This is a genomic window from Amycolatopsis sp. FU40, from assembly GCF_021903635.1.
GTDB classification, from domain to species: Bacteria; Actinomycetota; Actinomycetes; order Mycobacteriales; family Pseudonocardiaceae; genus Amycolatopsis; species Amycolatopsis dendrobii.
Map to the genome: position 1 here is coordinate 7,035,894 of NZ_CP091381.1, position 12,580 is coordinate 7,048,473.

10 protein-coding genes are annotated in these 12,580 nt (G+C 71.5%); all 10 read right to left on the reverse strand.

Annotated elements, in window-relative coordinates; all coding sequences use genetic code 11:
* Nucleotides 1–24: 24 nt before the first annotated feature.
* A complete protein-coding gene (gene folE / locus L3Q65_RS33060) occupies nt 25–639 on the reverse strand; it encodes a GTP cyclohydrolase I FolE (RefSeq protein WP_182895796.1) in 615 nt (204 codons plus the stop codon).
* The gene (ftsH, locus tag L3Q65_RS33065) at nt 611–3,013 is read right to left on the reverse strand and encodes an ATP-dependent zinc metalloprotease FtsH (RefSeq protein ID WP_182895797.1); all 2,403 of its coding nucleotides are present in this window, start codon (nt 3,011–3,013) and stop codon (nt 611–613) included. The genes folE and ftsH overlap by 29 nt, the downstream gene beginning before the upstream one ends.
* 206 nt (nt 3,014–3,219) lie before the next feature.
* Nucleotides 3,220–4,041: an ESX secretion-associated protein EspG gene (locus L3Q65_RS33070; RefSeq protein ID WP_237597489.1), complete on the reverse strand. Its 822-nt coding sequence runs from the start codon at nt 4,039–4,041 to the stop codon at nt 3,220–3,222.
* Between the two features lie 186 nt (nt 4,042–4,227).
* Complete coding sequence (locus L3Q65_RS33075) at nt 4,228–5,031, reverse strand: ESX secretion-associated protein EspG (protein ID WP_182895799.1); 804 nt, start codon at nt 5,029–5,031, stop codon at nt 4,228–4,230.
* Nucleotides 5,032–5,110: 79 nt separating this feature from the next.
* Nucleotides 5,111–6,415: a hypothetical protein gene (locus L3Q65_RS33080; protein WP_182895869.1), complete on the reverse strand. Its 1,305-nt coding sequence runs from the start codon at nt 6,413–6,415 to the stop codon at nt 5,111–5,113.
* 140 nt (nt 6,416–6,555) lie between these two features.
* Nucleotides 6,556–6,924: a hypothetical protein gene (locus tag L3Q65_RS33085; RefSeq protein WP_182895800.1), complete on the reverse strand. Its 369-nt coding sequence runs from the start codon at nt 6,922–6,924 to the stop codon at nt 6,556–6,558.
* 171 nt (nt 6,925–7,095) lie between these two features.
* On the reverse strand, nt 7,096–7,650 hold the full coding sequence (gene hpt, locus L3Q65_RS33090; protein ID WP_037369179.1) for a hypoxanthine phosphoribosyltransferase: 555 nt from the start codon (nt 7,648–7,650) through the stop codon (nt 7,096–7,098).
* A 3-nt stretch (nt 7,651–7,653) separates the two neighbouring features.
* The gene (tilS, locus tag L3Q65_RS33095) at nt 7,654–8,625 is read right to left on the reverse strand and encodes a tRNA lysidine(34) synthetase TilS (protein WP_182895801.1); all 972 of its coding nucleotides are present in this window, start codon (nt 8,623–8,625) and stop codon (nt 7,654–7,656) included.
* On the reverse strand, nt 8,622–9,638 hold the full coding sequence (locus L3Q65_RS33100; protein WP_182895870.1) for a zinc-dependent metalloprotease: 1,017 nt from the start codon (nt 9,636–9,638) through the stop codon (nt 8,622–8,624). Before L3Q65_RS33100 ends, tilS begins: the two co-directional genes overlap by 4 nt.
* A 109-nt stretch (nt 9,639–9,747) precedes the next feature.
* Nucleotides 9,748–12,579, reverse strand: coding sequence for a D-alanyl-D-alanine carboxypeptidase/D-alanyl-D-alanine-endopeptidase (gene dacB, locus L3Q65_RS33105; protein WP_237597490.1), 2,832 nt, complete (start codon nt 12,577–12,579; stop codon nt 9,748–9,750).
* Between the last annotated feature and the right edge of the window lies 1 nt (nt 12,580).

Below are 12,580 nucleotides of genomic sequence, written 5' to 3' on the forward strand. Positions count from 1 at the left end.
CGGCGCACCGCCCCGGCCGGGGGATCACCGGCGCCCCCGGATCAGCTCGATCGCCTCGGCCCGCGACGTCGCCGACGACCGCAGCATCCCGCGCACCGCCGACGTCGTGGTCCGTGAACCCGGCTTGCGGATCCCGCGCACCGACATGCACAAATGCTCGGCCTCGACGACCACGATCACGCCGCGCGGCTCCAGCCGCCGCACGAGCGCGTCGGCGATCTGCGAGGTGAGCCGCTCCTGCACCTGCGGGCGGCGAGCGTAGAGATCGACCAGCCGGGCGAGCTTCGAGAGCCCGGTCACCTTGCCGTCGCCGTTCGGGATGTAGCCGACGTGGGCTACTCCGTGGAACGGGAGCAAATGGTGTTCACAGTTCGAATACATCGGGATGTCCGTGACGAGCACGAGCTCCTCGTGCGATTCGTCGAACGTCCGCGCCAGCACCTCGTCCGGATCGGTGTAGAGGCCGGCGAACATTTCCTGGTAAGCGCGAGCGACCCGGGCCGGGGTGTCCTGGAGACCGTCCCGATCCGGGTCTTCGCCGCAGGCGAGCAGCAGCTCGCGAACGGCGCGCTCCGCCCGGTCGGAATCAAAGACCGGGCGGATGCCGTCTTTACTGCTTGTCTGATCCGTCGACGTCACGCCGATGCTGCCCCTCGTCCGGCTGCTGGCCGTTCGCGCCGTCGGCGAACCAGCCCTGCTCACGCGGACGGTCTTCGGCGGGGCGCCACGGCTGCTGGCCGCCCGGGGACGTCGCCGGGGTCCAGCCCGGAGGCGCCCCGTAGTTCGGCGGTCCGCTCTGCGCACCGCCCGGGCCACCGGGCTGGTAGCCGCCGCCTGCCGGACCGCCCGGCTGCTGCTGACCACCATACGGCTGGCCCCAGCGGCCGGTGCCGTTCGGCCCGCCCGGACGACCGCCGTTCGGCGGCGGGGCGTACGGGTTCGCGTTCGGGTCCGGGGCCTGGTACGGCGGGCCGCCGGGCAGTTCGCCCGCGCCCGGAGCCGTGCCGACCGGGGTCGGAGCGGGCTGCAGGGCAGGCTTTTCCTTCTCCGGAGCGGGCGGGGGCCACGGCTCGCCCCGCTCCATCGCCAGCTCGCCAGGGGTCTTGATCGGCGGCTTGTCCGACGGCGTGCGCTCGCCGAACTCGTTGAAGACGGTGATGTGCGGGCGCTTCTCGACCGTCGCGAAGATCCGCTCGAGGTCCTTGCGCTGCAGCGTTTCCTTCTCCAGCAGCTCCATGACCAGGTTGTCGAGCACGTCGCGGTAGGTGTTCAGCACGTGCCACGCCTCGGTGTGCGCGGTCTCGATGAGCTTGCGCACCTCCTCGTCGATCTCGTGCGCCACCTCGAGCGAGTAGTCGGCCTGCCGGCCCGCGGACCGGCCGAGGAACGGGTCGCCCTGCTCCTGGCCGTACTTCACCGCGCCCAGCCGCGCGCTCATGCCGTATTCGGTGACCATCGCGCGGGCGATCTTCGTCGCCTGCTCGATGTCCGAAGAAGCACCGGTGGTGGGCTCATGGAACACGAGTTCCTCGGCCGTGCGACCGCCCATCGCGAACACCAGCCGACCGATCATTTCCGACCGGGTCATCAGCTGCTTGTCGTCCTCGGGCACCAGCAGGGCGTGCCCGCCGGTGCGACCGCGCGGCAGGATCGTCAGCTTGTACACCGGTTCGATGTCCGGCATCGCCCACGCGGCGAGCGCGTGCCCGCCCTCGTGGTAGGCGGTGATCTTCTTCTCCTTCTCGGAGATGATCCGGCTCTTGCGCGCGGGACCGCCGACCACCCGGTCGACCGATTCCTCGAGCGCGGCGTCGGTGATCACGTGCCCGTTCTCGCGGGCAGTGAGCAGCGCGGCCTCGTTCAGCACGTTGGCCAGGTCCGCACCGGACATGCCGACCGTGCGCTTGGCCAGCCCGGTCAGGTCGGTGCCCTGCGCGATCGGCTTGCCCTTGGCGTGCACCTCGAGGATCGCCTTGCGGCCGAGCAGGTCCGGCGCGGACACCGGGATCTGCCGGTCGAACCGGCCGGGGCGCAGCAGCGCCGGGTCGAGGATGTCCGGCCGGTTGGTGGCCGCGATCAGGATGATGCCGCCGCGGGCGTCGAAGCCGTCCATCTCGACCAGCAGCTGGTTCAGCGTCTGCTCGCGCTCGTCGTGGCCGCCGCCGAGGCCTGCGCCGCGCTGGCGGCCGACCGCGTCGATCTCGTCCACGAAGATGATGCACGGCGCGTTCTGCTTCGCCTGCTCGAACAGGTCACGCACACGAGACGCACCGACACCGACGAACATCTCGACGAAGTCCGAACCGGAGATCGTGTAGAACGGCACGCCCGCCTCGCCCGCGACAGCACGCGCGAGCAGCGTCTTGCCGGTGCCGGGCGGCCCGTAGAGCAGAACGCCCTTCGGGATCTTCGCGCCGAGCGCCTGGTAGCGCGCCGGGTTCTGCAGGAAGTCCTTGATCTCGTACAGCTCTTCGACCGCTTCGTCAGCGCCCGCGACGTCGCCGAAGGTCGTCTTCGGCATGTCCTTGTTGAGCTGTTTCGCCTTCGACTTGCCGAAGTTCAGGACGCGGTTCCCGCCGCCCTGCGCGTTGTTCATCATCCACATCAGCAGGCCGAGCACCAGCGCCAGCGGGATCGCGAAGATCAGGATCTGGGTCAGCAGGCTCTGCTGGGTGACCTTGGTGGTGAACTTGACGGGCTGGCCGCCGTTCTGCGCGGCGATCAGCTTGTCGTAGATCTCGTGCGTGGCGTTCGCGGGGAACTGCGCGATGATCTGGTCAGTCTGCTGGCCCTCGACGTCGATCTTCTGCGTGAGCAGCAGTTTGAGCTGCTGCTCCTTGTCCTCGAGGCTGGCTTCCTTGATGTGGTTCTGGGCGACCTGGTTCATCGCCGTCGAAATAGGAGCCTGGGTGTAGCCACGATCGCTGTCGAAGATCGTGTTGTAGGCGAACAACGCCAGCAACCCCGCGACGATCCACAGCAGTGGGTTCCTGAGCACGCTCTTCCGGTTCATACGACTCGGCCCTTGCGGCCTCGACCCTCCCTGGTTGGGCGGCTCCTGTGATACCCGCCATCGCGATCTTGACAACCCGTGGGCGCCGCAGGGCACCCGTCCCACCAGGGTACCGTCCGGGCGGGCGGAGAAGCCTGGCGAGCCTCTCGCAGGTCAACGGCCAATCCCGCGCGAGGGTTCCCGTTCCGGGAGGAGACGTCGCCCGGCTACCGGGTGTCCACCGCCACCGAAGCCACCATTTCACCCAGCCTGCTCCGCAGCGTCGCCGGGTCCGCCGGGGCGACGATGACCCATTCCCGGCCGTCCGAACCCGCCCTCGACAAGCTCAAATACCGTCCGGTGGCGGTGTCGAACCAGCCGAGCACCCGGGACCGCTGCCGGTGTCCCAGCGAGGACCGGCTGTTCGCTGCGAGCTGACCTCCGCGCAGCCGCGGCTGGCCCGCGATGAGCCCGTAGGTCTCGCGCGGATCGACCGTGGCGCGTTCGCTGAGCGACTGCCGCTTCGCCCGCCGGCCGCCCTTTTCCTCGGGCTGGCCGCCGCCCGCGGCGACCGGAACCCGGATCGGCTGGGTGTGCAGCGCCTCGTCCAGCGGAAGCGTGACCGACGCCTCACTGCCGCGCGGACCGCCGGGCAGCAGTTCGACGATCGTGGACACCAGCCCGTCCGCCGGGATCGCGCGCAGCCAGATGCCGTCGGCGTCCTGGATCGCGACCACGCCGGTGCGCTCGTCGCCCGCCGCGAGCAGCGCGACCGGATGCGCCTCGAACTGCGGGATGTGCAGCGCGTCGATGGAGTGCGGGGCGCGCGCGAGCAGCGTCAGCCAGTCCTCGACGTCGGGTTCGACCCGGCCGCGCGCGTCGCGGATGCCGCGGGCCTTCAGCTCAGTGTCGACCCGGTGGCGCAGCGACACGCGCTCGTCCTCGGTCGCGCCGTGCGAGCGCACGCGCAGCGGGTAGGGCAGCTCGCCCAGCTCCATCGACTCCCACAGGAAGTCGAATGCCAGCGGCGAGAAGAACTCTTGGTGCATCCGGTGCTGCTCACCCTCCGGTCAACGATTTCCGGCCCAGCGTAGCGCCGGATCGGCAGTCTTCAAGCGCCCCAATGCCACTTTGGGTGCATCCCACGCACCCAATGTGGCGTTCGGTGCGTCAGATGCACCCAATGCCACATTGGGGCGCTTTCAGCCGAGCGGGAGTCGATCGGGCAACGCGGGTCAGAACGCGCCCGCGCTGGCCTGGTCGGCCACCCCGGCGAGCATTTCGCCGAGCCGGTGCCGCAGCGTCGCCGGGTCGGCGGGCGCGATGGTGATCCAGTCGCGGCCATCGTGACCCTGGCTCGCCTGCGTGAAGTACCGGCCGGTTTCGGTGTCGAACCAGCTCAGCACCGTCGACCGGCTGCGGCCGCCGAGGCGGTTGCGGGCGTTCGCGCCGATCTGGCCGCCGCGCAGGCGCTGCTGGGCGTGCAGCCGGGCGAGTGCCTTGCGGTCCTCGTCCACGCTCGCGCGGCCGGAGGCGTCGACCTGGTTGCCGCGCCGCTGCATGAAGTCGACTCCGGAAGCGCCGACCAGCTGCTCCAGCGGCACGGTGATCGACTTCTCGGTGCCGCGCGGAGCGCCCGGCAGGAGCGAGATGATCGCGGTGGCCAGTCCGTCCGGCGCGCACGGGTGCAGGTGCAGCCCGCGCTGGTCCTGGACGGCGAACAGGCCGTCGCCGTTCGCGCTGCCCGCGACCGCGAGCAGCGGTTCGCCGTTCGGGTCGAGCAGCTGGACGGTGTCGAGGCTGACGTCTGGCGACGCGAGGATGCCGAAGTAGTCCTCGACGTGCGGAGCGGGCCTGCCGCGGTCGTCCGCGAGCCCCCGGTCAGCCAGTGCGCCGAGTGTGCGCGTGCGCAGCGCCGAGCGCTCGTCCATCGTCGCGCCGTGCGAACGGATCCGCAGCGGATACGGCAGCTCGCCCAAACCGGCCGACTCCCACAGGAAGTCCACCTCGATCGGCGCGAGCAACTCCGCGTTCGGCATCGACCAACCCCCTACCCCACGTGTTTGCGAACGCTCGCGGGCGCGTGACCGGTCCGGTCACGCGCCCGCGAGCACTGCGTCAGTTGTCGTCGTCCGACCACGCGCCGATGACCGGCGGCGGGGTGGCCTGGTTGGCTCCGAACGCGTCGTCCGGGTCCGGTTCGATGAGGAACGAAGCGTGCGTGTGCTCCTCGTCCTCTTCGCCCGCGCCGTGCGCGCCCGCTCCGCCCATGCCGCCCATCGGGCTCATGCCGCCCTGCGACTGGCCGATGGTGCCGCTCGCCGGGACGACGCCCTGCTGCTGCGGAGCCGCCGACGCGGCGCTCTGCCCGCTCTGGTGCTCGGACGCCGCGGAGGTCTTGCCTTCCTCCTCCTTGCGCGAACCGCTGCGGTTGCCCTCGCCGAGCTTGCCGCCGGCGAACCCGGCGCCCGCGCCGATGGCGCCAAGGCCGAGCGCGGAACCGAGGCCGCTGCCGCCCGTGCTCGCGGGCGTGGCCGCGACCGGGGCCGCACCGACGCCGGAAGAGGCGCCGACGCCCACTCCGGTACCGCCGGCGAGCGCGCCGCCCTCGAGACCGGACGTGCCGTACTTGCCCGAGTCGGCCGAGACGTGCGCCGGAGCGCCGTGCCCGGCGACCCCCGCACCGCCGGCCGCGCCGTGCGCGCCCACCGTGCCGAAGCTGGCAGGCGAACCGAGCGCGCCCGGGCCGTCGGTGTGGCCGATGTTGTTGACGTTGTTGAACGAGTTGCCGTTGAAGTGCGTCGCGGTCGGCTTCATGCCGAGCGATTCCGGGCCGAAGCTCGGGGTGGAGCCGTCGACCTCGCTCATCGCCTGGGTGTAGGCGTTGAAGAACGCGACCTGCTGCGCCTTGACGTCGTTCGCGGCGTCCGCCTGCGCCTTCTGGTCCGCGGCCAGCGCGGCCGGGCCGCCCGCGAGCGCGGCCGTCATGGCCTGCTTCGGGTCGTAGTCGCGCGGGGCGGGCATCTTCTTGACCTCGGCGGCCGCGGCGGCCTGGCGGGCCATCCGGTCGGCCATCGTGTGCGCGGCGTCAGAGGCCTGCGTGCCGGAGTTGGCGATCGCCACGAGCGCGCCCTGCGCACCCGCGGCACCGTGGCCGACCCACACGTTGCCCAGTTCGGTGATCGCGTTGTACAGGTCGTCGGACGCCTGCTTCAGCTCGGTGCCGTGCTTGGCCCAGTGCTGCCCGGTCGCCTCGGCGGTGCCCGGGTCGTTGTCCGTGGTCGCGCCGACGTAGAGCTGGTGGCTCTCCTGCGACTGCCAGTTCGGCGGGTTGCCGATCGCGCGGTCGCCGCCGATCTCGAAGCCGCCGGAGCTGCTGCGCGCCGACGCGACGATGTCGTTGGCCGCCGAGTTCGAGCCCATCGCGACGGCGGAGCCGGGCGCGGGGACCGAGGACGAGGTGCCGTAGCCGGAGGTGTTGTAGCCCGATCCGTCCGGGACGGAGCCGCCCGGGGCCGAGGTGTTGGTGTTCGGTGCCATGACTGCGTGATCCCCCTAGGACGTCAGGCCTTGTTGCGGAACGGGTCGGCGGCGGACTGGTCGATCTCGTGGTAGCGGGCCATCGCCGCGACGATGCCTTCCTCCGCGGCCTGGTACTGGCTGAGCAGGTTCTGCAGCGCGGACGAGTAGGAGTCGCCGCCGCCGTCGGCGCGCTGCACGAACTTGGTCGCCATCGCCTTGCCGACCGGGTTCGCGCCGAGCTTCGGCGGCTGCGCGAGCGTGCCCGCGCTGTTCAGGAGAGCTTCGATCGCGTCCCGTCCGGTCCGGATCTTCTTCAGCACGGTCTGCGCGGCATCCGGGTCGATCCCGACCTGGCCGTTGACAGCGGCGTTCTTGAACGCCGCGGCATCCGCCGAGCTGTTGTTGCCCATCTGCCCTCTCTCCGTTCCCCCGCGCGAGGACCAGCCCGTCGGCTGGTGTCACTCGTCCGCATGGCAATAGGTCTTCGCATAGGTTAACGCACCTGGTCGAGCCCTATGACGCGATTTCGGGCTTCCGGGTTCCGCACCCGAAAGGATTATCGCGAACCGGGCTGAACCGGACTATCCGGACGTGTAGACGTGCGGATCGAGCGTCCCGATGTAGGGCAGGTCGCGGTAGCGCTCGGCGTAGTCGAGGCCGTAGCCGACGACGAACTCGTTGGGGATGTCGAAGCCGATGTACTTCACCGGCACCTCGACCTTCACGGCTTCCGGCTTGCGCAGCAGCGAGACGACCTCGAGCGAGGCCGGGTTCCGGCTCGCCAGGTTCTTCAGCAGCCAGGACAGGGTGAGCCCGGAGTCGACGATGTCCTCGACGATGAGCACGTCGCGCCCGGCGATGTCGCGGTCGAGGTCCTTCAAGATCCGCACCACCCCCGACGACGAGGTCGAAGACCCGTAGGACGACACGGCCATGAACTCCAGCTGCGTCGGCACCGGAAGCGCCCGCGCGAAGTCGGTCATGAACATGACGGCGCCCTTGAGGACGCCGACCAGGAGGAGGTCGCCCTGGCCGTTTTCCGGGTGGTCGGCGGCGATTTTCGCCGCCAGCTCCGCGATCTTGTCCTTGATCTGCTGCTCGGTGATGAGCACGGAGGCGATCTCGCCCTCGTACACGGGTCATTCCCCTCGGGTGGTGGGTTCGGGTCCGGCAAGCGAGAGCCTGCCACGCCGCCGTCGAGCCTCCAAGTTGCCCGGCAGCCACACTCCGCCCTGACCCCGCCAGCGGGCCACGAGCGCGTCGACCGAACGCAGGTGCGCGTCGGTCAGCTCGCGAACCCCGGAGTCCAGCAGCCACCTGCGGAGAACCCGTCTGCGCAGCGCAGCGGGCTCGGCTGCGAGCACGGCTACGTCGAGGTCGTCTTCGCGCTCCGCGCGCTCGTGGACGCGCGCGGCGAGTGTGTCCAACGCCTCGGTGTCCTCGCGCAGTTGTGCGGCCGTACGGGCTAAAGCTGGAGCGACTCCACCCGACAGCACGTCCTCCAGGAGCGGCAGTGCTTCCGTACGCAGCCGTACGCGGGTGAAGCGGGGATCGGCGTTGTGCGGGTCTTGCCACGGCGCTAGGCCGAGTTCTGTGCACGCCGCCACCGTTTGCGCGCGAGTGATGCCCAGCAGCGGACGGCCCCACGGCGGATCGTGCGGACGCATGCCCGCCAGCGACCGCGGTCCAGAACCGCGACCTAGACCGAGCAGCACCGTCTCAGCTTGGTCGTCTTGGGTGTGGCCGAGCAGTACGAGCCCTTCGCCGTTTGGCAACGCTTCGCGCAGCGCGTGGTACCTCGCGGCGCGCGCGGCTGCTTCGGGACCGCCTTTGCCCACGACGTGTACGGCATGCACTTCGACGACGTCGATGCCAAGGCTCTTCACGACTGTTGCCGCTTCGGCCGCAACGACGGCTGAATCGGCCTGCAGGCCATGGTCGACGACGAGCGCCCGCGTACGAACGTCTCGGTGCCGAAGGACGTACGCCGTCGCTTCAGCGAGCGCTAGGGAGTCCGCGCCGCCCGACACCGCGACGCACACTTCGCCGGGGACAGCGACTGTCGCAAGGAAATCGCGGACCGCTGTCCGGACCGCGGCGAGCGCGCTCACCCGTGCAGGCGCCGCACCCAGGCCGCGGGGTCGGCGATCTCGGCGCGGGTCGGCAACGTGTTCGGCGAGCGCCAAACCTTGTTGAACCCGTCCATCCCGACCGCGTCGACCACGTGCCGCGTGAACTTCGCGCCTTCCTCGTACTGGCGGATCTTCGCGTCGAGGCCGAGCACCGCGCGCAGCAGCCGGTCGAACAGCCCGCCGCCCTGGCGTCGCGCGGTGAATCGCGCCCGGATCTGTTCGACGCTCGGCACGACCTGCGGGCCGACCGCGTCCATCACGTAGTCCGCGTGGCCCTCCAGCAGCGTGGACAACGCCAGCAGCCGGTCGAAAACCGAACGCTCCTTCGGCGATTGCAGCAACTCCGCGATACCGCCGCCCTTGCCGCGATTGCGCAGCGCGTCGGGCAGCCTGCCGACCAGTTCGGCCAGACCGTCGGTGGAGCTCTCCGCGAGCCCGGACACGAGCCGTTCGACCTCGTCGGCGAAGTAGTCGCGCAGCCACGGCACCGCGGTGAACTGCAGCCGGTGCGTGCACTCGTGCAGGCAGACCCACAGCCGGAAATCGTGCGAGGGGACCTTCATCGCGCGCTCGGCGGCCACCACATTCGGCGCGACGAGCAGCAGTTCGCCCTTGTTCTCGGGGCCGCCGAACGGGTCGTACTGACCAAGCACGCGCGACGCCAGGAACGCGAGCAGCAATCCGGTCTGCACGCCGGCGCCGGACGCCAGGATCGGGCCGAGCGGACCGCCTTGGGCCGCGGGCAGCGCGCGTCCGGTGAGCACGCCGAGACCCGATGCCGCGGACCGGACCCAGCCAGGCCGGTCGACCACGGTGCCCGGCAGCAGCGGCAGGTCCTGGCCGAGGCCAGTCAGCTCGCGGACATGCCCTTCCGCCTCGGCGGTCAGCTCGCGCAGGTCGACGACCGCGCGGTCCGCTTCGCCGCGCGCGACCTGCGGGCCGCCGCGCACCAGCAGCGCGCCGGTGGCGGCTGCCCGGTCCCAGTCGACCATGGGCCGCCGTCGGGTCTCGGTTTCCTGGCTCACCCCTCCGACGCTACCTTCCGGCCGGAGATTGTGGGCAGCTCAGCCGAGCCGGTTCAGCGAGTCGGCGCAGTGCGCGCTACTTGCAGCCGCAACCCCGCAAGGCCGTCGCCAGCACGTCGAGCGCCGCCTGCCCGGAGTTCTTCTCCGAACCGTTGGACATGAACGCGAAGGCGAGCACGCGGTTGTCGCTGTCGAGGACATACCCCGCGAGGGTGTTGACGCCGGTGAGCGTGCCGGTCTTGGCGCGCACCCAGCCCTTGCCCCCTTGGGTTTCGCCCGAGTGGTAGCGGCCGTGCAGGGTGCCTTCCGGGCTGCCCGCGACCGGAAGGCCCGCCAGCAGCGGACGCAGCTTCGGCGTATTCGGGTCCTTGCCGTCCGGACCGGCCGCCGCGGCGAGCACCTGTGCCAGCAGCCTGGCGGGCACCTTGTTCTGATTGGACAGTCCACTCGTGTCGAACAGCTGGAGGCCGTTGACGTCGAAACCGTGGTCTGCCAACACCTTCTTCACCGCGGCGGAGGCACCGGCGAACGACGCTTCCCCGCCGGTGGCCATGGCGACCTGGCGGCCGAGCGAGTCGGCGAGCACGTTGTCGGAGATCTGCAGCAGCGCGTACGCGAGATCCGGCAGCGGAGCCGACTGGACTTCGCCGAGCACCTTCGCGCCGTCCGGAGCCTTGGCGGCGCCGGCCGGGCTCGCGCCGAGCTTGTCCGCGACGAGCTGGGTGAGCGCGGTCCCCGGGTTGCCCGAGCGCATGGTCTCGTCGACCTTCGGGTTGCCGCGGCCGCCGTCGGTCATGGCCGGGACGATCGGGGCGCCGTACAGCGACGGCGCGTCGCCCGGCTCCCAGCCCGGCGCGGTGTTCGGACCGCTGAAGGCGCTCGCGTCGAGCTGGACCTTCTTGACGTCGCCGCCTGCCTTCTTGACCTGGTTGACGAGGTCGTCGACGTGCGCCGCGCCCGGGTAGAGCGGCGAATCGGTGCCGACCGGCAGCGCGGTCAGCGACGGGTCGCCGCCGCCGACGATGACGACCGTGCCCGGCTGCGCGCCCTGGACGATCTTGGTGGAGATCCGCTTCGTCGGCTCCATCGCGAGCAGCGCCGCGGCGACGGTGAGGATCTTCGTGGTCGACGCCGGGGTCAGCGGGGTGCTCGACGCGTGGTCCCACAGCACGGTGCCGTTCGCCGGGTCGATCACGCTGCCGCTGAGCTGCGAAAGCGCGGCCGCCCCTGCCGGCCCGGAGAGCTTCGCGGCGACACCGTTCGCGGACGGTCCCTGACCGGACGTGTCCGGGCCGTGCAGCGCGAGGCTGGCGTCGGAGGGGTCGGGCGCGCTGCCCTTCGGCGCGTTCGGCGCCCACGGCAACCCGAGCCGGTTGGACACGGCGGGCACGGCCGACGCGCCGCCCGCGGCGGCCAGCAGAAGCAGCACGACGAGCGCCAGGATCAGCGCCTTCCGGCGAGACTTCTTCGGCGCGTCACCCGCGGCCGGCGCCGGCCCGGCACCGGCGGGCGGCTCCGGCGGCGTCTGCTCCGCATCGGCGCGCGGCGGAATCTGCTCCGGACCTGGGCGCTCGGCGAATCCGTCCGCGGGCCGGGGAATGCCGACGGTCGCCTCGGACGGCCCCTCCGGCACCTCGGGTGCCACCCGGAAGCCTTCGGCCGGACGCGGGATCCCGACAGTCGCCTCGGCCGGGAACTGGCCTCCGGACGGATCGATCCGCATCGGCCGCACCTGGCCGCCGCCCGCCGGCGGGACAGTGCCGGGCGCTGGTTCGGGCAGGGCGGGGCGGACCGGGATCTCGATCTGCTGCGACCACGGTTCCGAACCGGATTCGTTCCGGTTGGCCTGTTCGTCCCCGCGCCCTTCGGGCTGACCCCGGTGTTCCTGAGCTTCATTGCCCGGACGACCGGGCTGAGCGGGGTTGAGCCGCGCGGCGGCCGACCCGGGGACCGGACCCGATTCGCCCCGGAAGCCGGGATGGTTCTGCTCCTCCCCGCGGCCGGACTGAGCCTGACCAGCGGCGCGGGCCCCCTGCGTCCCGTCGCCGCCACGACGCTGCTGAGCAGGGCCGGCCGCGTCGCCGGAGTCGTTGCGGAAGGCGGTCCAGCCCTCCTTGGCCGGCTCCTGCCCCTGCTCGTCCCGCGCGACGACCGGCCGGAACGCCGCCCAGCCCTGGTTGTTTTCGCCCGTTCCCGGCGTTTCGTCCCGGAACGCGGCGAACTGCCCTGGCTTCCCCGCGGGCTCGGCGGCCTCGGCGGGCTGGCCGGACTGGAACGGATTCCACCCCTGCCGCTCGTCCGAAGCTCCGGCTCCAGCGGGCTCGAACAGCGAGTTCCCCGGCTTCCGCGCGGCCTGCCACGCGGGCGAGGACTGCTGCTGCTCACCCTGACCAGGCGAAACGTTCGGCTGCGCCCGGACCGTCTGCTCCGCGGTCCCTTCCCCGGACGGCCTCGGCTGCTGCTGCGAAACCTGAAAAGTCTTCTCCGCGGATCCCTCGGCGACCGTCGCCTCAGCGTCGGGACGGCCCGCGTTGTCGCCCGGCCGCGGCACCCCGGCCGTGAACCGGGTCGGGCCCTCCACCGGCACCCACGGCGCCTGCGGTTTCGGCTGCTCGGTCCGAGCGGGCACCGAGGTGCCGCTCATCCGGTCCGCGAGGTTCGACCTAGGCGGTTCCGGCGGCGTCGCGGGGGCGTCCGAGGGCGCGTTGAGCCCGGGGACCTCCTCCGGTTCGACCTTGGGCCGGAACCACGATCCCGGCCCGTCTCCCGGTGTGACATTCGGCACGGAAAGCTGCGCGGTGGCGCCCGCGTCGCGCTTGGGCAGGGGGAGGCGGGAGGTCGCCCGGTCCGCCTGGGACGAGGTGTCCTCGTCGCCCGTGGGCCACCTCGGCTGGTCGTTTTCCGGCACC